The sequence below is a fragment of the Chryseobacterium endophyticum genome (genome assembly GCF_056333165.1).
Window position 1 is genome coordinate 638,767 of sequence record NZ_JBWGXE010000002.1, and the last position, 23,358, is coordinate 662,124.

The 23,358-nt window shown below is 37.0% G+C and carries 17 protein-coding genes; 6 read left to right on the plus strand and 11 right to left on the minus strand.

Features of this window, described 5'->3' with window-relative positions:
• Window positions 1-17 precede the first annotated feature (17 nt).
• Together AC0N32_RS07345 and AC0N32_RS07350 are read right to left on the minus strand one after the other, a co-directional pair.
• Window positions 18-716 (minus strand): DsbA family oxidoreductase, encoded by a 699-nt coding sequence (locus AC0N32_RS07345; RefSeq protein ID WP_476393206.1) that lies wholly within the window; start codon window positions 714-716, stop codon window positions 18-20.
• A 25-nt stretch (window positions 717-741) separates the two neighbouring features.
• Entirely contained in the window at window positions 742-1,923 is a 1,182-nt protein-coding gene (locus AC0N32_RS07350) for an MFS transporter (protein WP_476393207.1), read from the minus strand.
• Between the two features lie 144 nt (window positions 1,924-2,067).
• On the opposite strand from AC0N32_RS07350, the gene AC0N32_RS07355 reads away from it, so the two are divergent.
• Window positions 2,068-2,799, plus strand: coding sequence for an MBL fold metallo-hydrolase (locus tag AC0N32_RS07355; protein WP_476393208.1), 732 nt, complete (start codon window positions 2,068-2,070; stop codon window positions 2,797-2,799).
• A gap of 15 nt (window positions 2,800-2,814) precedes the next feature.
• Here the strand turns inward: AC0N32_RS07355 and AC0N32_RS07360 are convergent, their stop codons facing one another.
• From AC0N32_RS07360 to AC0N32_RS07375, 4 genes are all read right to left on the minus strand, one after another.
• Window positions 2,815-3,156, minus strand: a complete 342-nt coding sequence (locus AC0N32_RS07360) for a helix-turn-helix transcriptional regulator (RefSeq protein WP_476393209.1) — start codon at window positions 3,154-3,156, stop codon at window positions 2,815-2,817.
• A gap of 610 nt (window positions 3,157-3,766) precedes the next feature.
• Entirely contained in the window at window positions 3,767-4,300 is a 534-nt protein-coding gene (locus tag AC0N32_RS07365; RefSeq protein ID WP_476393210.1) for a DUF1697 domain-containing protein, read from the minus strand.
• Between the two features lie 55 nt (window positions 4,301-4,355).
• The gene (locus AC0N32_RS07370) at window positions 4,356-5,843 is read right to left on the minus strand and encodes a hypothetical protein (RefSeq protein WP_476393211.1); all 1,488 of its coding nucleotides are present in this window, start codon (window positions 5,841-5,843) and stop codon (window positions 4,356-4,358) included.
• Window positions 5,844-5,927: 84 nt separating this feature from the next.
• Window positions 5,928-9,413, minus strand: a complete 3,486-nt coding sequence (locus tag AC0N32_RS07375) for a glycosyltransferase family 117 protein (RefSeq protein WP_476393212.1) — start codon at window positions 9,411-9,413, stop codon at window positions 5,928-5,930.
• Window positions 9,414-9,636: 223 nt separating this feature from the next.
• Here AC0N32_RS07375 and AC0N32_RS07380 point away from each other — a divergent pair, with 223 nt between their 5' ends.
• From AC0N32_RS07380 to AC0N32_RS07390, 3 genes are all read left to right on the plus strand, one after another.
• A complete protein-coding gene (locus tag AC0N32_RS07380; protein WP_476393213.1) occupies window positions 9,637-10,674 on the plus strand; it encodes a PLP-dependent cysteine synthase family protein in 1,038 nt (345 codons plus the stop codon).
• 76 nt (window positions 10,675-10,750) lie between these two features.
• A complete protein-coding gene (locus AC0N32_RS07385; protein WP_476393346.1) occupies window positions 10,751-12,022 on the plus strand; it encodes an aminotransferase class I/II-fold pyridoxal phosphate-dependent enzyme in 1,272 nt (423 codons plus the stop codon).
• An 87-nt stretch (window positions 12,023-12,109) separates the two neighbouring features.
• Entirely contained in the window at window positions 12,110-14,305 is a 2,196-nt protein-coding gene (locus AC0N32_RS07390) for a B12-binding domain-containing radical SAM protein (RefSeq protein WP_476393214.1), read from the plus strand.
• Window positions 14,306-14,402: 97 nt separating this feature from the next.
• Here AC0N32_RS07390 and AC0N32_RS07395 read toward each other — a convergent pair whose 3' ends face one another.
• The 3 genes from AC0N32_RS07395 to atpD form a co-directional block, all read right to left on the minus strand.
• Entirely contained in the window at window positions 14,403-15,224 is an 822-nt protein-coding gene (locus tag AC0N32_RS07395) for a hypothetical protein (RefSeq protein WP_476393215.1), read from the minus strand.
• An 80-nt stretch (window positions 15,225-15,304) separates the two neighbouring features.
• A complete protein-coding gene (locus AC0N32_RS07400; RefSeq protein ID WP_476393216.1) occupies window positions 15,305-15,586 on the minus strand; it encodes a FoF1 ATP synthase subunit delta/epsilon in 282 nt (93 codons plus the stop codon).
• 85 nt (window positions 15,587-15,671) lie between these two features.
• Window positions 15,672-17,180: a F0F1 ATP synthase subunit beta gene (atpD, locus tag AC0N32_RS07405; protein WP_476393217.1), complete on the minus strand. Its 1,509-nt coding sequence runs from the start codon at window positions 17,178-17,180 to the stop codon at window positions 15,672-15,674.
• Window positions 17,181-17,383: 203 nt separating this feature from the next.
• On the opposite strand from atpD, the gene AC0N32_RS07410 reads away from it, so the two are divergent.
• Complete coding sequence (locus AC0N32_RS07410; protein ID WP_476393218.1) at window positions 17,384-18,304, plus strand: bifunctional riboflavin kinase/FAD synthetase; 921 nt, start codon at window positions 17,384-17,386, stop codon at window positions 18,302-18,304.
• Between the two features lie 45 nt (window positions 18,305-18,349).
• Here the strand turns inward: AC0N32_RS07410 and AC0N32_RS07415 are convergent, their stop codons facing one another.
• Together AC0N32_RS07415 and AC0N32_RS07420 are read right to left on the minus strand one after the other, a co-directional pair.
• Window positions 18,350-22,099 carry a transglutaminase domain-containing protein gene (locus AC0N32_RS07415; protein ID WP_476393219.1) on the minus strand — a complete coding sequence of 1,250 codons (3,750 nt, stop codon included), beginning with the start codon at window positions 22,097-22,099 and terminating at the stop codon, window positions 18,350-18,352.
• 18 nt (window positions 22,100-22,117) lie between these two features.
• Complete coding sequence (locus tag AC0N32_RS07420; protein WP_476393220.1) at window positions 22,118-22,471, minus strand: MmcQ/YjbR family DNA-binding protein; 354 nt, start codon at window positions 22,469-22,471, stop codon at window positions 22,118-22,120.
• Window positions 22,472-22,640: 169 nt separating this feature from the next.
• Between AC0N32_RS07420 and AC0N32_RS07425 the strand changes: the two genes are divergently transcribed.
• Window positions 22,641-23,288, plus strand: a complete 648-nt coding sequence (locus AC0N32_RS07425; protein WP_476393221.1) for an NAD(P)H-binding protein — start codon at window positions 22,641-22,643, stop codon at window positions 23,286-23,288.
• Window positions 23,289-23,358: the final 70 nt, after the last annotated feature.

Sequence of the window (23,358 nt, forward strand, 5' to 3'; positions counted from 1 at the left end):
AATTGGTGAATACTTAATTAAATGCTGCAACCATCGGTATCACAGGAGTTTTCGCCGGACGACAGGTCTTTCAGGGGAGAAACCGTCTCATCATAAGTCTGCTGAAGGGCATTAACAAAAAACTCAACAGGCTGGGCTCCTGACACAGAATATTTCCCGTTCAGTATAAAAAACGGCACTCCGGAAATGCCGTGATTCCGGGCTTCCGAAAAATCCTTCTGCACGTCGTCGTTATATTTCTCTGAAGTTAAAACTTCTTCAGCTTCACTTTTATCAATTCCTAAAGATCCGGCAATAGCGATAAGGGTTTCAGAATCTCCCACGTTCTTCCCTTCGATAAAATGAGCAATAAACAGCGCTTCTTCCATCTTATCGGCGACATTGTTTTTTTCAGCTAAATGTAGCAGTTTATGTGCAGAAAAAGTATTGGTGATCAAAGCTTTTTCAAAATTGAAATCAATCCCTGCCGTTTTCCCCATCGCTGCCACCTGCCCGATCATCTGTTTAGCCTGCGCTTCCGGAAAACCCTTTTTCTCTTTAAAATATTCAAAAGTAGTTTTCGTTTCGTCCGGACTTAAAGTCGGATCAAGCTGGAAACTTTTCCATTCTACGTTCACTTTATCTTTAAACGGTAACTTTTCGAGTGCTTTTTCAAAATTATTTTTCCCGATATAACAAAACGGACACATGACGTCCGACCAGATTTCTATTTTCATATGATTCTTTTTAATTTAAATTTATCTAATTTTTCACCTTTCTGCTGAATATCAGATGAGCGGTCAAAGCTAAAATTCCCATTGAGACTCCGACAAAACAAACGCCTCCCCACTGTGCATATTGCCAGGCGATTGAAGCCAGCCACGTTCCCAAAGACCCGCCAATAAAATACGATACCATGTATACTGTATTAAGCCTGTTCACGGCACTTGAACGGATGAGGAAATAATTGGTCTGGTTCATGATGTGGCTCGACTGCACTCCCAAATCTACCAAAATTACACCTACGATCAGTCCCCAGTATGTTTCTCCCGCAAAATAGGTAAAGGTCCAACTTATCAGAACCACCAGCAAGGCATACAAAATAATCCTGTTGAGATCGAGTATTTTCTGCAGCTTCCCCACTCTTGCAGCAGCCAGGGCACCAACGGCTCCGGCCAGTCCGAAACTTCCGACTACCGATGAACCGGCATTAAAAGGAGGTTTTTCCATGTGAAAGACCAGGGTGGTAAACAAAGCGCACATCGATCCGAAAGCCATTGCTCCCCGAAAGGAAGCTAATCTTAAAACGGGCTGCGTCTTAGCAAGGTGAAATACAGATTTCATCAATTCTCCATAACTCCCCCTGAAATTCGGATGAACTTCCGGCAGCCATAAATATACTGCTGTCCAGACGAAGATCATCATTCCTGAAGCGATTCCGAACATGGTTCTCCAGCCCCACATTTCTCCCACGATTCCTCCAATGAAACGGGATAAAAGTATTCCGAGAAGCAATCCCGACATCACTAGCCCGATATTCGACGATTTTTCTTTATCTGAAGATAATTCGGCGGCCATAGGAACAAAAAGCTGGGGAATTACCGATGTTGCTCCGATAAGTAAGCTGGCGGTGTACAGCATCCACAATTCTTTAGCAAAGGTCATCCATAGCAAAGATAAAAATACAAGAAGAAGATCGATAAGGATCAGCTTTTTACGGAAAAGTTTATCACCCAGCGGTACAATCAGTAAAAGTCCGGCTGCATAGCCAAGCTGTGTGAGTACCGAAATTTTACTGGCGGCCGCTTCTGAGACCTTTACATCTTCAGAAATAAGCGACAACAAAGGCTGGTTATAATAGATATTCGCTACAACAAGTCCGGAAATAACAGTCATCAACCAGATCACAGAACGTGAAATACCGCCCGAAGAATTCAAATGCATAGATTTTATTTAAGAATTGCGAATTTTGCTTTACAAAAATACTTATTTCAAAAGGAATTAAATTGATAATTTTATCGGTTTTAACGATCTTTTAAATTGACGGAAAACTAAGTATCGAACATAATTTTTCCTGAACTTTGGATCATGAAAATCATACCATTAAAAGAAGGAAATTTTTCCACGAATAAAACAAAAGATTTCACATTACTCACAGAGGAAAATTCTGCTTCGATACAGGGAATTAAAATGTCTGTCACTCCCTTTCTTATCATTACGGAAAATGATGTTATTCTTCTTGATGCCGGAATAGGCTGGAAAGATGATGACGGAAAAACGGTAATCTCCAAACTGTTGGAAAAAGAAAACGTAAAACCTGAGCAGGTCACCAAGATATTGCTTTCACACCTTCATAAAGATCATATTGAAAATACGATAACGCGTACAGAGAATGGATTTAAATCTACATTTCCTATGGCTGAAATTTATATCCAGAAACGCGAACTCGATTTTGCCCTGAACAATCGTGGGAATCATTCTTTCGATTTCGACACGCTGGAAAAGCTTATACAACTCGATCAAATCGTATGGATGGAGGAAGAAAGCGGATCTATCACAAATGAAATCTACTTCGAGGTCGTTGGAGGCCACACTCCTTTTATGCAGGTTTTTACCATCACGGAAAACGACGACATTGTATTTTATGGTGCGGACGATCTGCCGCAGGAATCTTATTTAAAGTATCATCTGGCCTATAAAAGTGATTTTGACGGAAGAAAAGCAATGGAACTGAGACAGAAATGGCAAAAGGAGGCCATCGAAAACCACTGGAAAATTCTGTTGTACCACGATCTGGATACTTCTGTTCTTCAGTTATAAAAAGAACAAAATGGTTTAAATTTCATTAAACCATTTATAAATATCAACTGTTGATGCAATATCCAATTTTTTTCTCAGTCTGTTTTTTCTGTTTTGAATCGCTTTGGGAGTAACAAATGTATAGGTTGCAATTTCCTTTGTCGTTAAATTAAGCTTCAGATAAATACAGAAAATAAGTTCAGAATTTTTCAAATTCGGCTGAATATCAGACAATTTCTTAAAAAAGTCAGGATCCACTAATCTGAATTTGCTCAACAGACGCGGAGAATTTTCTTTGGCCAGTGCCAAAATTTCATCCTGAACAAAAATCTTTTGGTTTACATCTTCTAAATTGAATTCAGTCTTTTCGTTTTTCATAATATTTTCTCATCTCTACTAATTCCTGTTGCTTTTTTTAAAAGCTTCAGCATTACATTCTTCGCATCTGCTTCAGTAAGAACTTATCGTCTTTTTTTGAAGTTTTTTTTTTATGCTTGATATTTCTCTTTTCTGAAATTGGCCTGCTTTTAGTAGTAATTACGTTTTTCTTGCTATTGTTTTTGTTATTAAATATTTCCACTGATCTGTGATAATATTTTTAGATAAAGACAAAGAAAGAAAAAATGATTAAAATTTTCCTTAATTAAAATACCACATACATACCACGCCAGTTTTTCCAATGCTGCCTTTTATCCTTTACATCAGGATGTTTATAATATTTCAATAATCTTAAGAACAAAACTAGAGTTTTAAAAATTTGTTTTTTATGATTATAATCAATAGGGGTGAAAAATGTGAGTTACATTTATTATGAAATGCATAACGTATTATCATTCAGCATAAAAAGGCATTTCCTATGGTATAGTTATGGTACTGGAACATCCTGTTTATTTTACGTAAATCTTTCCTCCGTAAATAGAAAAAGAGGCTATAAATTCGAAAATTTAAATATTTGATAATGAGAGCGAGATAATCAGGAACAAAAGAGCTAATTCTTCTCGAATACCTTTAAAATCTTCTCAAAAGTATTGATATTCCTGCTGGTCAATTGATCTTTAAGGTTCTTTCTTCCTAAAATTTTTCCAAATGCCGAATCCAAAGTATTTCCCTTCTGAACCTGCCAGTAGAAAATATTGTTTACGATGTCAGCCTCTTCATTTTCTGTTTTCAATACTTTTTTAAACTCTTCCATTAAAATGTTTTCAATACCGTCATTTCCTACAAAAGCATAACAATGAAGATGATCTTTTTTCCCGAAAGGATTTCCGGACCAGAAGCTTTCCGTTTCCTTATCGGTTTTTATGAAGAGAAAAGCATCATAAGAAAAATGATCCGACATGGCTTTTTCAAGTATCGGCTTTAATTCTTCGGACCTTTTACCGGATGAAAAAACGATGTTTCCGGAAGCTAAAACCGATTTCACATCGTTCATACCTGCCTCTGTAAAAACCTGGCATACTTCAGCCATTTTCATATTAGTTCCATTAACATTGACGCCGCGAAGAAATGCACAGTATTTCATTTTTATATAGAGTTAAATTTAGCTGGATTTAAACATCATTGCATTTCATTCAAAATTAATCAATTCTTTCATACAAATTATAATCTGATCCGGAAGGCTTCAGAAAATAAATTTTTTCAATAATCTTATACCTGCTTTTAAGATGGTTTTTAACCCTAAATTCCTTTATTAACTTATAATGTTTTGTGAAATATACAGAATCTTTGGTTTGATACAGATCGTTGTAGGAAAGTATATATTTCGGTTTTCTTTTCCTGATGGTATTGATGCGGAAATTCACTTTATCTTTTTGAATTTCATGCTGAACATCTTTGTCTACCAGCCCTACTTCATCAATGGTTTTCAAACCGGAAAAATATGGAACATAGCCGGCCGGTTCAAGGAAAATCCACTGGTTTTTATCCTTTTCGTAACTCTTTAAAAATAAACCTATATTCCTTCTGTAGTTCCATTCTCCATTGCCTGTCGCAATAGCATGTACCGTCTGGAAAAGAAGCATGGGAAAAATGTAAAAAATAATGAACACTGCCAGCCAGAGATTCTTCCTGACTTTCTGCTCTAAAATAAAAACCAACACCGGAACAAAAAGAACAATCTGAGGCACCCAGTAGTACCAGTCGAAAAGACTTCTCTGGGAAATAAAAATCAGCTGTTTGGCCCATCCGAAAATGAATATTATCCAGAGGAAATAATTTCTTTTATTTCCCTGGCGGGTTAAGTAAATGAAGCATAACAATTCAAAAACCAAAACGATCACTGTCACTGTGTTGAAGTTTCCGGGCAGTTTCAGCATCCCCCAGAAATTCCCGAAATTACAGGCAAAATATTCGATATGCTGGGCAACTGTAAAATGATTGTCATAGGCTACTTTTTTAGCCACAATCGTATTGTTGATGAGCTCTCCGAAATAAAACCAATTGAAACTGAATACTGATAAAATCCCCAATGTGCCTCCAAGAATAAACAGCCCGTTTATTCTTTTATTCCAAAATATATCTACTAGAAAAACGATCGCCAGGAAAATAACGGTATCGATCCTGGTAAATAAAATGAAAACCGGTAAAACGATCAGTGCCCATTTTCTGTTTTTATGAAAACCATAATACAGCAATGCCATCTCCAGGAAGAAAAGGAGTCCGTATTCCATTCCAAGGATGGAAATTTTGATGGCCGGCGGTAAAATTCCGATTAAAAAAATAAACATTGCTTTATGCCGGATGTTCTTCAGAAGCAAATGTGATAGAAAAAAACTTCCAATGGTAAAAAGAATGGAATTGAAAATTAAAAGCGGGACGATAAAATTTTCTTTCCCGAAAATCACATTAAAAATATAGGAAATAAAAACATACAGATGTGTGGTGGAAGCAGATATTCTGGTTGCTCCATTAAAGCCTACGACTCCGTAATCCAGAAGATTTTGGGCCACCCGCCAGGTAATGAATGCATCTTCCTGGATATAATGGGTGCATAGAAACAACAGCTTAAAAACAACCGTAAACAATACGGCGTACAGCGGGATTTTTTGATTTTTTATTTCAGACATTGTGCTTTTTTGATTCAGCAAATATAATATTTAAACTTTTGAATCCCAACATAAAAAAAACGGAACCGAAGTCCCGTTTTGATTTTATTGTGTTGCCTTGATAATGGCGTTTGTAATCTGAGTTTCTTTTTCCTTAGAGTAAGTGGAATCGAAAGGTTCCATTACATCGAACAGGTACTGGTAGAAAGGCGTGATCTTCTGTACATCTTCGGAAGCATTCATTGCTTTCTCTTTGCCCATTTCCTTAAGATTTTCAACGAAGGTGTTGAATTTCTTGTCGATCGGTTCAAGAGATTTTACCAGGTAATCATACGCTTTATCTTTCTTGCCGATTGTTGTGTAACCATCGGTAACGGCTGAAACAACTAAAGAATATTCCATCGGTTTTGTTCTGATCTGTCTTCTCAGATAATTCTGATCTGCTTTGCTGAGGCTCATATAGTAATCGTATTCTTCAAAAATACCTTTCTTCAGAACTTCTGCCAGCTTAATTCCCTTGGCTTCCTGTCCCGAAACAATGTATCCGTAGACCATTGAGCTTAGTGAACGTGGATCGTTGTATTTCTCCGCAGGAATTTCTTTCGATGCCAAATCAAGCAATTCCAAAGCTTTTCCTTTCTGCCCGATGGTAGCCAAAGCGGCTGCTGCTCTGCTTGCTGACGCTCTGTAGCTCATGATGTTGGAAGTAGCCGTTTCGTCAAAATGAGTATTAAGGTCTTTAAAATTACCCCACCTGAAATTCTTAACCACATTGTATAAAGAATTAGGATCTACTCTACCCATTTCACCATCCGGTGTCTGCGGCGTGTGGATCGGGATCAGTCGGTAACTGAATCCGTCAAACTGAAGATATTCATCAAGATAGAAAATATTTTCGCTGTCATAAATTCCTCCTGAAGAGAAGCTGATCGGCTTTTTCCAGTCAAAGTTGGCCAGGATATCAAGCATGATCAGGTTATTTTTATACAGCGTATTGGCTTTATACGTAATCATGATCTGGTTTACTGTATTCGGAAGGTCTACTGCATTGATGATTCCTGATTTTACGGCATTTTCCTTATTAACAGGAAGAATGAATTTATTAACCGGGATAATATTATATTTCTCATATTTTTCCTCTCCGAAATACATCTTAAGAAGTTCGTTTTTCGCCGGAGAAGAATATTTAAGGAAGCTTATAGCCTGCTTCATGGTCATTGAATCCTGGGTAAGGTATTTTTTGAATTCGGCAAACTCTGTGTCAGGAGCACCCTGTTCTTTAAGCATGGAGAAAATCCCTTCCCAGTCTGATTTTTTCATCAGATAGATCTGGTCATTCACGCCATCTCTGTAATCATCGTGAGTCAATACTCCCGGAACCGGTGCGGCATTGTAGGTTCTTCTTTTGATCTGATCAATATTCCACGGTGTTGAAGCCAGGGTAAAGTTGACCACTTTCACATCATCTCTCAATTGTTCCGTTTCCTGAATCGCCCAAACCGGGTAAGTATCATTGTCACCGTAAACGAAAAGAATATCATTTTTAGGCAATGATTTCAGAACAGAATATCCGTAGTCATAAGAAGTGTACCGGTTGTGTCTGTTGTGTACGTTATAATTCTGGAATCCCATCATAAAAGGAACACCCAGTAAAACCACACCGGCAATAATGTTGGCGGCATTCGATTTCACTTTAGACTGCAGGAACCAGAGAATGGCACCTGCGCCAAGACCGATCCAAATCGCAAACACATAGAATGAGCCGACCATCGCATAGTCTCTTTCTCTCGGTTCAAAAGGTTTTACTCCTGTGTAGAAAATAATTCCCACACTCATCAGTACAAAAATCGACAGCATGGCGTAGAATCTTCCGAAGTCTCTGTTTAATTGGAAAAAGAATCCGATAAGTCCTAAAAGTAGAGGTAAAAAGAAGAATTTCACCGTGCTTTCATTTTTGAATTTAGCAGGCATTTTCTCCTGATTTCCCCAAAGTGCATTATCGATAAAAGTAATTCCGGAAATCCAGTTTCCTCTTGTGATTTCCATATTTCCTTCAAGGTCGTTCTGACGACCTACAAAATTCCACATCAGGTATCTTACAAAATAATAACCGTTCTGGAAAGTGATGAAATAATCTAAATTCTGGCCTAAAGAAGGTCTCTGGACATTTAGAAGATTGTAAGGACGTACTTTGAGGTAATCAGAAGCGGTAATGGTTCCGTCTTCATATTTTTTTCTCAGTTCATCAAAAATCTGTTTAGCTTCAGGGCTGTCTGCAACATCCTCGTTTGAATAATTAAAGGTAAAATCAGGTGCACCGTACATCGAAATGTAGTTGGACATCACATCTTTATCCTCATTAAACATCCTTGGCATAAAGCCCACATGTGCTTTATTGAATACATAATTGAATCGGTCACCGGTTTTTCTGTATGTGCCGGTTTTTTCATCTTTTTCGTAGATTTCACCGGTTTTCTGCGTTTTAAAACTTCCGTCTTCATTTTTTTCAATCCCGTTCGCATCAAGATAAGCCGTGTAATTCTGTCCGTAAATAGTTGGCCAGTCACCATACTGTTCTCTGTTATAGTAATCCAGCATTCCGATGGCGTTATCAGGATCGTTAAGGTTCATCGGAGGATTTGCATTGGCCCTTATAGGAATAACCATCCAGCATGAAAAACCGATCATCATGAACACTACGGATAATGCAATGGTCTGATATACATTCTTTTTCATTTTTCTGGTATACGAAATCAGGAAATAGCAGATGGCGATCATCAGGATAAACGCAACAATAGTTCCTGAATGAAAAGGAAGACCTAATCCGTTGACAAAGAAAATCTCAAGCTTCCCGAACATGGTCATAATCAAAGGGAAAATTCCTTTAAAAACAATAGCTAAGATCACCAGAGTAATGACATTTGCCCAAAGGAAATTCTTCCAGGTAAACGTATATTTTCTTGCATAATATACAAGGCACACTGCCGGAATGGCCAGCATACACATCATGTGAACCCCCACAGAAAGTCCGAGAATAAAGAAAATTAAAATAATCCACCTTTCATTATCAGCAGCCAAGTATTCGTTTTCCCACTTAGTGATCAGCCAGACCAAAAGTGCAATAAACATAGAGGCCATGGAGTACACCTCTCCTTCTACCGCAGAAAACCAGAACGTATCTGAGAAGGTGAAGCACAAAGCACCTACCACGCCCGCAAAGAGAATAGAAATTTCCTGATGTTTGGTAATATCATCAAAATCTTTGTTTAAAAGTCTTCTTACGAAGTGTGTAATCGTCCAAAACAAGAACAAAATCGTAAAAGCACTGAATAATGCGGACATCGCGTTGATCACGATAGAATAATTTTCGCCTTTCCCTAAAGCAAAAATGGCTGCCACAGCACCCACAATCTGGAATAAAGCCGCTCCCGGAGCATGCGTTACTTCAAGTTTTACCGCCGAGGAAATGTACTCGCCACAATCCCAGAAACTGAAATTCGGTTCTATGGTGGACAAGTACGTAATAAATGCAATGGCGAAAATCACCCATCCGAGAACGGTGTTCCATTGCCTGAAAGCCCAATTTTTCATAGTATTAAATCAATTACGCGAAAATAGTGCTTTTATATGATTTTAGAGGGTTTTTAACAAAATTTAAAGGTTTTGGCTCACTTTTTGAAAACTTTCATCTTTGGATAGTGACTGAGAAATAATTTTTATCTATTTTAGAGGTTAGAAATCAAAACAAAAGTTTAGAAATAAATTTATTTTTTTGTATTTTTGCCGACAGATTTTTATTGAAAAATAACAAATAATGAGTAATGTTTACGATAATATACTTGGCCTAATAGGAAATACTCCTATGGTGAAGCTTAACACTGTGACGAAAGATATTCCTGCAACCGTTTACGCCAAGTTAGAATCATATAATCCTGGACATTCCACTAAAGACAGAATCGCACTTCATATTATAGAAAACGCTGAAAAAAAAGGTTTATTAAGAGAAGATTCGGTAGTTGTAGAAACTACTTCCGGGAATACAGGATTTTCAATTGCAATGGTTTGCATTATCAAAGGATACAAATGTATTCTTGCGGTAAGTGACAAAACAAAGCCGGAGAAAATCGCCTATCTGAAGGCCCTTGGCGCTACCGTTTATATCTGCCCGGCGAATGTACCGGCGAACGATCCGAGATCTTATTATGAAGTGGCGAAAAGAATTGCCCTGGAAACACCAAATTCCATTTATATCAATCAATATTTTAATGAACTGAATGTGGACGCCCACTACCAGAGCACCGGCCCAGAAATATGGGAGCAGACGCAAGGTAAAGTTACTCATCTTTTTGCATGTACGGGAACTGGTGGAACATTATCCGGCTCCGCAAAATTCCTGAAAGAGAAAAATCCTGATATTAAAATTATAGGGGTAGATGCAGACGGATCTATTCTTAAAAGCTATCATGAAACCGGAGAGATCCACAAGGAAGATGTTCATCCTTATCAGATTGAAGGAATGGGAAAAAATCTTATCCCTTCTGCCCTTCTTTTTGATAAAGTCGATGAATTTGTAAGGGTAAATGATGAGATGTCTGCCTACAGAACCCGTGAAATTGCTTTAAAAGAAGCTATCATGGGCGGTTATACGACCGGAGCGGTGACACAGGCTCTTATTCAGTACGCACAATCTCACGAATTCTCAGAAAATGATGTAGTGGTACTTATCTATCCGGATCACGGCTCAAGATACATCACAAAGGTATACAGTGACAAATGGATGGAGGAACAAGGTTTTATCAACAACTGTGTTCACAACTACGATGAAGTTTTTAAAACGGAATTCATAAAGTAACAGACAAACAATTTATACAAATCAAGCCTTTTGTAATCATAAAAGGCTTTTTTACTTAAAAATATTAATAAAAATGTTGGATATTTTTGACAGAATAAAAGAAAATCCAGGACCTCTTGGACAATTTGCGGATTATGGAGAAGGGTATTTTATTTTCCCTCGATTAGAAGGGCCAATCGGACCGAGAATGAGGTTCCAGGGAAGAGAAGTAATTTTCTGGAGTGCTAATGATTATCTTGGAATGTGTAATCACCCGGAAGTTCTGGAAGCCGATGCAAAAGCGGCAGCAGAATTCGGAATGTTTTACCCGATGGGCGCAAGAGCCATGTCCGGGGAAACAGAACAGCATCTGCAACTGGAAAAGGAACTGGCTGATTTTGTACAGAAAGAATCTGCATATTTATTAAACTTCGGATACCAGGGAATGGTTTCTACCATTGATGCACTGGTTGGAAGAAACGACGTAATCGTTTATGATGTAGACTCCCACGCATGTATCGTTGACGGGGTAAGACTTCATGCCGGAAAAAGATTTACTTACCGACACAATGATATTGCCAGCCTTGAAAAAAACCTTGAAAGAGCGACCAAAGTAGCAGAAGAAACCGGAGGCGGCATCCTTGTGATTACGGAAGGAGTTTTCGGGATGAGAGGACAGCAGGGGAAACTGAAAGAAATCTGCGATCTGAAATCCAGATTCAAATTCAGATTATTGGTAGATGATGCACACGGATTCGGAACATTGGGAAAAACCGGGGCTGGAGCTGGAGAACAGCAAGGCTGCCAGGATCAGATTGATGTTTATTTCTCTACTTTTGCAAAATCAATGGCAGGTTTCGGAGCATTTATCGCCGGTGACAAAGAAATCATCCGATACCTGAAATTCAATTTGAGATCTCAGATTTTTGCTAAATCTCTAACGATGCCTATGGTAATCGGAGGTTTAAAAAGACTTGAACTTCTTAGAACAAGACCTGAGATTAAAGCTAAACTTTGGGAAAATACAAACAAACTGCAAAGCGGTTTAAAAGAAAGAGGTTTCAACATTGGTGATACGAATACTTGCGTTACTCCGGTGATGATGCAGGGAACTCCGGTAGAAGCAACACTCTTAGTGAAAGACTTGAGAGAAAACTACGGAATATTCACATCTGTAGTCGTTTACCCTGTAATACCTAAAGGAATGATTCTACTAAGATTGATTCCTACTGCATCTCATACGGATTCTGAAATTAATGAAACGCTTGCTGCTTTTGAAGCTATTCATGACAAACTCGTAAGCGGTCACTATAAAGATCAGGAACAAAAACTGCTGGCTGAGCAAGGTTTAAGTTTCAAAGAAATTTAAAAATTATAAATAGGAAACCACTGATCACTCAGTGGTTTTTTTGAAATTATATATTTTGAAAACCTTAACTTTGCAAAAATTTTACTGTTGAAAGACCTTCTCCTTATCACTCCGCCTTTTACACAACTTAATACTCCATATCCGGCAACGGCCTACATCAAAGGTTTTCTCAATACCAAAAATATTTCAAGTTATCAGACTGATTTGGGAATTGAAGTGATCCTGGAGTTATTTTCTAAAGAAGGTATTAAAAGAATTTTCGATAAGCAGATTGATATTCACACAATTTCTGACAACTCACAAAGGATTTTTACTTTGAAAGAAGAATATATCAAAACCATCAATCTGGTTATCTCTTTTCTTCAGGGTAAAATGCCAACCTTGGCAAGACAAATATGTTCCATGAATTTTCTTCCGGAGGCTTCACGATTCAATCAATTGGATGACATGGAATTTGCCTTTGGTAATATGGGCCTTCAGGATAAGGCTAAACATTTGGCTACTTTATACTTAGAAGATTTATCCGATTATATTATTGAAAATATTGATTCGGATTTCGGTTTCAGCAGGTATGCTGAGCGGTTGGGTAAAAGTGCCAATTCGTTTGATGAATTATATTTAAAATTACACAGAGAGCAAACATTTATTGATGATTTCACTTTAAAAATTCTTGATAAAAAATTAGAATCTGTTAAACCTAGGTTGGTATGTTTTTCCGTTCCTTTTCCTGGAAATTTATACTCGGCTTTCCGCTGTGCCAAATTTATTAAAGAAAATTACCCTCACATCAAAACGGCAATGGGTGGCGGATTTCCCAATACCGAATTGCGGGAATTAAAAGATAAAAGAGTCTTCGAATTTTTCGATTTTATTACCTTGGATGACGGAGAACTTCCCTTAGAACTGCTTTATGAAAATATTTGCCTTACCGAAGAAGGCAGAGAATCCCAATATAAAAGAACCTTTTTAGTTGAAAATCAGGAAGTTGTTTACAAAAACAATACTGCAAGACACGATTATAAGCAGGCTTACGTAGGAACCCCAGATTACTCTGATTTACAGTTAGATAAATACATTTCAGTCATTGAAATCGCCAACCCGATGCACAGTTTATGGAGCGACGGAAGATGGAATAAATTAACCATGGCCCACGGATGCTATTGGGGAAAGTGTACTTTCTGTGATATTTCTTTAGATTATATTAAAATTTACGAACCGATTTCCGCAAAAATCATGGTGGATCGCATGGAAGAAATTATCAGCGTAACAGGAGAAACAGGATTTCATTTTGTCGACGAAGCAGCTCCCCCAGCCCTGATGCGAGAAGTTGCTTTGGAAATTTTACGGAGAGATCTGGTCGTAACCTGGTGGACGAATATCCGTTTTGAGAAAAGCTTCACCCGTGATTTATGTTTTCTTTTAAAACTTTCGGGATGTGTCGCCGTTTCGGGTGGACTTGAAGTAGCGAGTGACCGTCTTCTAAAATTAATCGATAAAGGAATTTCTGTTGAACAGGTTGCTAAAGTTACCCGAAATTTCACGGAAGCAGGAATTATGATTCATGCTTATCTGATGTATGGTTACCCTACGCAGACCATACAGGAAACGGTTGACTCTTTGGAAATGGTACGCCAACTTTTTGAGATGGGAATTTTACAGAGTGGATTCTGGCACCAGTTTGCCATGACCGCACACTCACCGGTCGGACTGAATCCGGAAGAGTTTGGAGTAACTCCTGTTAAACGGGAAATTTTATTTGCCAATAATGATATAGATTTTACCGACCAAACAGGAATTGATCATGACAAGTTTAGCTTTGGACTAAAGAAATCGCTGTTCAATTATATGCACGGAATTAATTTTGAACTTTCTTTACAGGAATGGTTTGATTTTAAAATTCCCAAAACAACCATTCATCCCGATTACATTCATGATGCTTTGCTGGAAGATGACGAACTCAAACTTAAAATAAATTCCAGAGTAGTTTTTCTAACCAAAAACGTAATCGCTGAGAATCGCGTAAAAACAAAAAAGCAATATCAATATCCGTACAAAAGAATTACAATACACTTAAAAACCAATATTGTTACCATTGATTTGGACCATGAACATGCAGAATGGCTGATTGAGTGTTTTAATACATATCCTGTACAAAGTTCACAGAAGCTTACACTTCAACAACTTAAGAATGATTTTGAACAAAGATTTGAAAATTTCGAATTATTCTGGTTTTCAAAACCGATACAACAGCTTAGAGAAAACGGCGTAATTTTAAGTCTTTAAATCTTAAAAATTATTTATGAAAAAGAAAAAACTCCGGAATTTCTCCGGAGTTTTTGTTATTTAGCTAAAGACATTTCCTATTTTATCCATCGACTTATCATTTCTGAACACCATCTTTCGTGACTTCCCCTACAATTACTTTTTCCTGAAATTTAATAAAATTCGGATCCAGAATCGCCATTCTTTCTGCAATGGCTTTATAAGTCGGAAATTTCAGAATAGATGCGCGGCCGGACATTTCCCTATATAAAGTAAAAGTTTTTCCTCCGGCAGTTTTGATCTGTTTAGTCGTTGTAATGTACTTGCCGATATATTTGCTGTTGGCATCGTAGATTTCGATATCCACAAAAGTTTTATCGGTAATGGTATCATCCGATCCGAAACTGGAAGGCAAATTGGTAAAGTAACCTACTGGTTTTCCATTACTTAATATTTCTCCCACCGTATTTACCGTTATATTTAATCTGTCGATTTTACTCCTGATGTTATAGGCATCTTTGGTTTTGGTATCCAATTTCCTTTTGGGAGCATTTTTGAAAAGTTCATCCAAATTCTTGATATTGATTCCTCTTTCGTCAATAATTTTAAGGCTTTTAACGCAGGTGTAGGCGGCAGATTTTTCTTCACCCGAAAACGCAGATGGTGAAATATAATCCAGTTCAAGTGTTTTCTCTTTGTTGTAAATCCTGTTTAATTTGATATAACTATCTCTTACAGAATCAACTATACTTTTATCTACGAATTCTACGGTATAGATCGGAGTTTCTTTAAGATCCATGAAGGTATATACATTAGACTTATTCGAAACTTTGGCGACGTGTACGCCCTCAAGAGTTACAATCCCTCTTTTGATCTTGACCGTTTGAGCATTCAACAAAAATCCCAGAATTGTAAGTACGATAATTAAACTCTTCTTCATAAAACCAGACTTTTATATAGCATAAAAAAAGTGTAACCAAAGTTACACTTTCTTGAAAATATATTTAGCTTTTCATTTAATTATTCACAAAGGATGATTCCTTTATTATGATTAAATTCTACAACACCGCTTTTGATAGGATAAGAGAAAACGGAATCTTTCTCATTTTCTTTGGTAAAATACTTATTATACGCATTATCTACAGACTTTGTGTATAATTTCACTTTACCACCGATTAAAGAAGAAACAATTCCTGCGTGATTTTTCATGATGTGGAATTCACCATTTTTTCCAGGCAGCAATACCGAGTCTACTTCTCCTTCAAAAACTACGTATTCTGGTGTTAAAATTTTTATATTCATTTTAATTTAGATTTGAAGATTTCAGATTTCAGATTTCAGACAACTTTAAAGTCTCATGTCTATCATCTAATATCTTTATGTCTAATTAAGCGTTATCAGCTAACATTTTTTGTCCGGCTTCAATAGCTTCTTCGATGGTTCCTTTAAGGTTGAAAGCAGCTTCCGGTAAATGATCCAACTCACCGTCGATGATCATGTTGAACCCTTTGATGGTATCTTTAATATCCACTAAAGATCCAGGGATCCCTGTAAACTGTTCTGCCACGTGGAAAGGCTGAGACAAGAATCTCTGAACTTTTCTGGCACGGTAAACTACGGATTTATCTTCTTCAGAAAGTTCTTCCATACCAAGGATGGCGATGATATCCTGAAGTGCTTTGTATCTCTGAAGGATCTCTTTTACTCTCTGTGCACAGTTGTAATGTTCTTCACCGATGATTTCAGGAGCAAGGATTCTTGAAGTAGAAGCCAAAGGATCTACCGCAGGATAAATACCCAATGAAGCAATCTTTCTGTCCAATACCGTCGTAGCATCCAAGTGGGCAAACGTAGTTGCCGGAGCCGGGTCAGTTAAGTCATCCGCAGGTACGTAAACCGCCTGTACGGAAGTAATGGAACCATTTTTAGTAGATGTAATTCTTTCCTGCATCGCCCCCATTTCAGAAGCAAGTGTAGGCTGGTAACCTACCGCAGAAGGCATACGGCCAAGAAGTGCAGACACCTCAGAACCTGCCTGTGTGAAACGGAAGATGTTGTCTACGAAGAAAAGTACGTCTCTACCCTGTCCGCTTTCACCACCGTCTCTATAATACTCAGCCAGTGTAAGACCGGAAAGTGCTACTCTCGCTCTTGCACCAGGTGGCTCGTTCATCTGTCCGAAAACGAATGCTGCTTTTGAATCTTTCATAGCTTCCAAATCTACTTTGGAAAGATCCCAACCTCCGTTTTCCATAGAGTGCATGAAATCTTCACCATACTTGATGATTCCTGATTCAAGCATCTCTCTTAAAAGGTCATTTCCTTCTCTCGTTCTTTCACCTACTCCGGCGAAAACTGAAAGACCTCCGTGTCCTTTTGCAATATTATTAATCAACTCCTGGATCAATACTGTTTTACCTACACCGGCACCTCCAAACAAACCGATTTTACCTCCTTTTGCATAAGGTTCAACCAGGTCGATTACTTTAATACCAGTAAATAAAACTTCTGCAGAAGTTGAAAGCTGATCAAATTTTGGAGCTTCTCTGTGGATAGGAAGGCCTCCCTCCTTAGAAATATTCTGAAGCCCGTCGATAGCATCACCAACAACGTTGAAAAGTCTTCCGTTTACAGCCTCACCGATTGGCATGGTAATAGGATTTCCGTATCCGATTACGTCCTGCCCTCTCTTAAGACCATCAGTAGCGTCCATTGCGATACATCTTACCGTATCCTCTCCAATATGCTGTTCTACCTCTAAAACTACTTTTTCACCGTTATCCTTTGTAATTTCTAACGCGTCGTAAATGCTTGGAACTGCTTCCACATCAGTAAAGACAACGTCGATTACCGGACCAATAATTTGAGAAATTTTACCTTTAATTTGGTTTGCCATTGCTAAATTTTTTCTTGGTGCAAATATAATGATTCTTGCTTAACCCGCAATTGGTAAAAAACAGATTTTTATCATACTTTTCAAGGAATATAACAATACAGCAATTTAACAATATAACAATAGATACTATTAAAATTATTGATACACTGTTATATTGATAGATTGTTACATTATATCTATATTTGCAGTCAAATTTTTTTCATTTGAAAGTTTTCAGGAATTTTAACGATTATACTTCTCAGAAGCCTTTAGCATTATCTTTAGGAATGTTTGACGGGGTACATCTCGGACATAAAAGTATTATTGATGAATTAATAAAAATAGGTTCGGAGAATAATCTTGAAACTGCCATTCTCACTTTCTGGCCGCATCCGAGATTTATTTTCAACCCGAATGAAGACTTAAAGCTGCTCAATACGCTGGAAGAGAAAAAATTCTTAATGGAAAAATATGGGATCGATACTTTATTTTTAAAAGAATTTGACGAAGAATTCAGAAATCTTACCGGCGAGGAATTCGTAAGACAGATTTTAATTGAAAAATTAAACGTAAAATACTTAATCATCGGGTACGATCACTCTTTCGGAAAAAATAAAAGCGGAAATTTCGAATTGCTCCAGAAGCTTTCTAAAGAATTAAATTTTGAAGTCGAACAGATGGAAGCCATCAACATCCACGAAAACAACATCAGCTCTACCAAAGTACGGAATGCACTATTATCAGGAAACATCGTGGAGGCCAATGAAATGCTGGGATACTCCTACTCTGTATCCGGAACGGTGGTTCACGGAAAAAAAATAGGCAGAACCATCGGATACCCTACAGCAAATATCGAAACGGATTCCATCAAACTTTTACCGAAAAAAGGAGCTTATATTGTTGAAGTTTTTGTGAAAGGTCAGCAATATAAAGGAATGCTGAGCATCGGAACAAATCCTACCGTAAACGGAGAAAAATTAACCGTAGAAGTCTACATCCTTGATTTTAAAGGCGATATCTACGACGAAAAAATTACCGTCAAATTCAGAGATTTTCTTCACGACGAAATTAAATTTGAAGGTCTTGAGAAATTAATTGAAAGACTGGATGAAGATAAAAGATTAACGGAAGAATTTCAGTTTTAACTAAAAAATGCTTACAGAATTTGTAAGCATTTTTTAGTTTTAAATTTATTTATAGCCCAAAATCTGGTTATCTGCATTAATTGCTTCCTCCACAAACTTTTTGAATTCAGCATACCGGGAAGCTTTAATATTATCCCAAGGCGTATCTGCAGTCCGGGTAATTTTTAATTTATTGTTTTTCACCAGTTCATAGTTGATTGAATAGGTAAAATTGTTGTAGGCCAGCTTTTTATTTTCAGGAATCTCAATAAACTTCATGGTTTCGGGAATGTTCAGATATATTTCTTCATGATATCTGTTTTCCTTTTCATATTTGGTGTACTGAATATCTGTTGTTCTATTTTCCGTTGCTACTACTTCTTTCGTAAAAGGTTTTGTAACAAAAGGAATTTTCATGATTTTCAGGCTTCCTACCGACTGCGGTTTATCATTAATATTAAACTGAACTTCATACGCTAATGGTTTTGAAGTAAGATCCTTTCCTTCAATAAGCTTCACAGATTTCACGCTGATCACTTTATCCAGAGTCGAACCGTATTCTTCTTCCACACTTTTCTTTCGGGATTTATCGGTTTGCGAATCCTGAAAGAAATCATTGTAATAGCTTTTTGCCTCCCCCATCACATATTGCTTAGTAAAGAAGTTTTGATCGTCTCCGTCTACATTTACTTCGCTTATTGTTTTGAAGACAGTCTTCGTATTATTGTCGATCGGGATTTCAATTAGATCCGTGGATCCTGTGGTTTTATCCGTATTGATGACCAAACCTTTTGCTTTATAATTTCCTTTCACCACGGAATTGAACGGCAAAAATTTATCCGTCATTTCAAGGAATGTTTCTTTACCGTCAAGACTTACTTTTACAATGCAATGATTAAAGCTTAAATTTGGCAATATCAAACGCTGCACAGAATTGTTATTCGTTTGAACCAGAACCAGGTTGGATTTCAAGCCTGCCTGATTTCCGAGAATAACGAATAGGGTTGAAAGGTCTTTACAGTCTCCCAGTTTTGTAGCTAAAGTTTTTGATGGTTTCTGAGGAATGTAACCGCTTTGCCGGAAATCTACCGAGCTGTACGTTACATTTTTTTCAATATAATTATAAATTTTTTCAGCCTTTTCCGTATCGGTTAGACCGGAAGTACCGTTCGGAAAGATTTCTTTAAAAGCTTTTTCTACAACTTTATCAGAAATCAGACTTTTTTTTGTAAGATCGGCATACCAATTGGCAATTTCTTGCCATGTCTTAATAGAATTTGCCGTTACGGAAATGGTTGCATCGTAAAAGCTTGGCCCATAATATTCGTCAAGATTTACTTCATCCAGATGATCAAGCTTCCAGGTCTGATATAACTTTCCTGCTATCTCTTTCTTCGTTGAAGCAACTTCTCTATTGTTGCTTTTCACCTGGTAATTCATATCTTCCGGCGTGATTACGGTAAAAATAGATTCTGCCACAGGATAATCCGAATTAAAGTAAGAACTCAGATTAAAATCTTTATAAAATCTTCCACTGTTTCTTTCCAGGCTTTCTTTCTGGATTAAAATAACATCTCCTACAGCAAGATTTGTAAAAACGATCTCTTCTGAAGATTTTTCACCGGGAATGATACTTCCGTCGGGTTTTACAATCTCAGATTTTAATACATTATCATAATAATTTATTCCGTATTCCTTTAATTCTTCAATTCCGCTTTCAGAAGTAATTTCATAAGCATATGTACTTCTTTTTTTGAAACCGCCTTCAGGATAAACATTTACAATATATTCATCCAAAAGCGTTGTTACCCCTTTTTTGCCTTTGGCAGATTTTGTTCTTCTTTCCCGTACTAATTTATAAAGATCCTTAATGCTTACCTGATCAATTTCATCCTGCGTATGATCCAGATCCCGTACAAGCTTATGCATCTGTTCATTCTCCGTATTATGAGAAAGAGAAAGTTTTGCAAACTGTACTGCCTCATCTTTTTTATGAAGCTTTGCAAGATATTCCGCTTTTTCTGCCAGTAAAGAATAAGAATAAGGGAAATTTGCCAAAGCATCTTCAAGCTCGGCCCCATATTCGGAATTCTGAACATCATCATCCAAAAGATTGATATATTGTGTTCTGAAAGAATTCCTGGAAGGATATAATTCCACATACTTTTTCAGAATCTTCTTCTGATCTTCTACCCTGTTCGCTTTCTGATACAGGCTGAAGAGCGTATTCATTACATCATGACTGTTTTTCTGTGCATACACCTCTTCAAATTTCTTAATGGTGGAACTCTGATCTTTTTTATCAAAATCTTCCAACGTCGTGAAAATAGCAAAAAACCTTTCATTATTGGCAAAACTTTTCTTGATATTAGCAATATGTGCTTTCGCCTTATCCATATCGCGGTTCCTCATGGCAATAACTACATCGAAAAATTCGCCGATTGCCTTAGCCTTGGTTTTATTTAAAATATCTCTGTTCTTTTCCAACTCCTGAATAGACATATTCTGAAACTTTTCACTATCTATCATGTTCAGAAGGGGTACAAAAAAATATTCGGAATCGTTGATCTCTATATTTTTGAAAACCTCATTTACCTTTTCCTTATCTTCAATATTTAAATAGTAAGCAGCTAAAAGCCCTTGAACCAAAGAAGCTTTAGGATAAGATTTATACAAGTCATCAATAATTTCCTTGGCCTGATCATTCTGATGGTTGTTGAGATAACCTGTTACCAATAAATATTTGTAAAAGATGCTGTTAGGATTTTGCAGTACTTTTTCTTTCAGTACTTTTTCAAACTTTAACGGCAGTTCTTTTGCCTGCAATTGAACTGCGGAACTTTTCTGATAATCCTTATACGTATCAAAATATTTCAAATCTGTGATCTTCTGAAAACCGGTATCAAAAGGAACTACCATAAAAGCATTTTTAGTGTCTTTCATATCAAACTTCAGCAAAAATCTGTTCATTCCTTTCGGAAGTGTAACTTCCACCAGATGAGATCCGAGATTAGAATATCCTTCGCTCGTGCTGGACAAAATTTCCGAATCATTAATAAATAATCTGAATTCTGCATTTGTATCCACCTCAAAAAGAATTTTTCTTTCTACGGGATTCTCTATAAAGCTCTGTGCATATACGATTCCTCTTCCGTACTCGTTCTCATTGTCGAAAAATTCGAAGCCGTCATTCGAGGAAAATTTTCTATTATACCATCCTACATTTCCAAAACTGTTTGCGTTGAAAAGCTTATCATTTTTTGCATAGGTTTCAGGTTCGTATTCATTATAAAGCCCGCTTCCGTTGAGATTTTCAAATACGCCGGCAAACTGCCATTTATCAATTCTTTTGATCTTGGCAAGATATTCGTCTGCGCTTTTAGGATTATTTCTCAACCTGTCAAGCATCGATTTATATTCAATTACAGAATTATTTTGCCCATAGACAGGATCCTGTGCTAGAAAATCTACTTTTTTGTAGGAATTATCATCTAGTCCGTTCGTATCAGTATCGCCTATCATGAAACCTTTTCTGTAGATCGGGTACAAATAAGACTCATCAACTTTAAGACTGGCAAAATTTTTAACAAACGTATCATCAAAGATCATTTCGCCCATTTCTTCATCTATCAATGCATCCAGGAAAAGATTCTCAAAGTCTTTGGTCTTATCTGCCTTTAAATTTTTATCATAAAAGTTTCTTGCTTCTGCCCTTTTATTGTTCAGCAAAAGTTCCCAGGTTTTCGTTTGCTCTTTTGACTGCGCAAATGCACTTACTGACAAAAAGTAAGCAGCCGAAATTAATACTTTCCTCATGTTTTCGGTTTAGTTTTATTAAGGATTAATAATTGTATTTTGAATTTTTTTAGATAACGATTTAAAGACAAGATCATACGAATGATCAATCAGCTCTAAAATCAGGTCTCTTTTTAAACCGTCTATCGATACGGAATTCCAGTGGGTTTTGTTCATGTGATAAGCTCCGTTAATCTGCGGATGTTGCTCACGAAGTTCAAGGCTCCACTCAGGGTCTGTCTTTACGCTTATTTCCAAAGGATGCTTTTCCAGAGACATCAGCAGAAACATTTTTGTTCCAACTTTCATTACAAGCGTTTCATTATCAAAGGGAAAACTTTCTGTAACTCCTTTTTTTGCAAGACAATAATCTAAAATTCCGTTGGCATCCATTTTTAAGAGTAATAAATAATTGGTAATGAGTATTTTTGTACTAACGATTAATGATGATTGATAAATGTTGCTTATATAAAGTTATCTTTTATCTTTTATCTTTTATCTTTTATTGCTCCAAATTTAGTAAATTTAAGAAGCAAACAACAACATCACAAACGAGATTATTATGAAAGCTTTAGTCATTGGTGCCACGGGCGCTACGGGAAAGGATCTGGTCAATCAGCTTTTGCTGGATAAAGATTTTGAAGAGGTTAATATTTTTGTAAGAAAACCTGTTGATATCCGGAATGAAAAGCTGAAAGTACATATTGTCAACTTTGACAATCCGGAAGAGTGGAAAACTAAAGTAAAAGGTGATGTTGCTTTTTCCTGTCTGGGAACCACGCTGAAGGCCGCAGGAAGCAAGGAAGCACAGCGAAAAGTTGATTTTGATTACCAGTACGAATTTGCCAAAGCAGCTAAAGAAAATAACGTCGACGACTATATTCTGGTATCTTCTTATGGAGCCCATCCCAAGTCCAAAATTTTTTACTCAAAAATGAAAGGCGAACTGGAAGAAGCTGTTAAAAATCTGCACTTTGAAAAAATTACGATTTTCAAGCCGGGAATGCTGGAAAGAAAAGATTCTGACAGAACCGGTGAAGTTTTGGGAAGCCGGATCATAAAATTTGCCAATAAATTAGGTCTTTTGGAAAGTCAGAAACCGTTACCGACAAGTGTTCTAGCAAAAGCTATGATCAATTCCTCAAAGATAAAAAGCAATGGATATTCCAGTATTGAATTGGGAAATATTTTTTACTTCGCCGAGAAATAATATATAAGTGTAACAATGTAGAAATATAACAGTATAACAATTCTAGAATTGGTACACTGTTACATTGTTA

Excerpts from the sequence above, each read along its gene's own strand:
- AC0N32_RS07345 (WP_476393206.1), bottom strand. The coding sequence starts at position 716 with ATGAAAATAGAAATCTGGTCGGACGTCATGTGTCCGTTTTGTTATATC.
- AC0N32_RS07350 (WP_476393207.1), bottom strand. The coding sequence starts at position 1,923 with ATGCATTTGAATTCTTCGGGCGGTATTTCACGTTCTGTGATCTGGTTG.
- AC0N32_RS07355 (WP_476393208.1), top strand. The coding sequence starts at position 2,068 with ATGAAAATCATACCATTAAAAGAAGGAAATTTTTCCACGAATAAAACA.
- AC0N32_RS07360 (WP_476393209.1), bottom strand. The coding sequence starts at position 3,156 with ATGAAAAACGAAAAGACTGAATTCAATTTAGAAGATGTAAACCAAAAG.
- AC0N32_RS07365 (WP_476393210.1), bottom strand. The coding sequence starts at position 4,300 with ATGAAATACTGTGCATTTCTTCGCGGCGTCAATGTTAATGGAACTAAT.
- AC0N32_RS07370 (WP_476393211.1), bottom strand. The coding sequence starts at position 5,843 with ATGTCTGAAATAAAAAATCAAAAAATCCCGCTGTACGCCGTATTGTTT.
- AC0N32_RS07375 (WP_476393212.1), bottom strand. The coding sequence starts at position 9,413 with ATGAAAAATTGGGCTTTCAGGCAATGGAACACCGTTCTCGGATGGGTG.
- AC0N32_RS07380 (WP_476393213.1), top strand. The coding sequence starts at position 9,637 with ATGAGTAATGTTTACGATAATATACTTGGCCTAATAGGAAATACTCCT.
- AC0N32_RS07395 (WP_476393215.1), bottom strand. The coding sequence starts at position 15,224 with ATGAAGAAGAGTTTAATTATCGTACTTACAATTCTGGGATTTTTGTTG.
- AC0N32_RS07400 (WP_476393216.1), bottom strand. The coding sequence starts at position 15,586 with ATGAATATAAAAATTTTAACACCAGAATACGTAGTTTTTGAAGGAGAA.
- atpD (WP_476393217.1), bottom strand. The coding sequence starts at position 17,180 with ATGGCAAACCAAATTAAAGGTAAAATTTCTCAAATTATTGGTCCGGTA.
- AC0N32_RS07415 (WP_476393219.1), bottom strand. The coding sequence starts at position 22,099 with ATGAGGAAAGTATTAATTTCGGCTGCTTACTTTTTGTCAGTAAGTGCA.
- AC0N32_RS07420 (WP_476393220.1), bottom strand. The coding sequence starts at position 22,471 with ATGGATGCCAACGGAATTTTAGATTATTGTCTTGCAAAAAAAGGAGTT.
- AC0N32_RS07425 (WP_476393221.1), top strand. The coding sequence starts at position 22,641 with ATGAAAGCTTTAGTCATTGGTGCCACGGGCGCTACGGGAAAGGATCTG.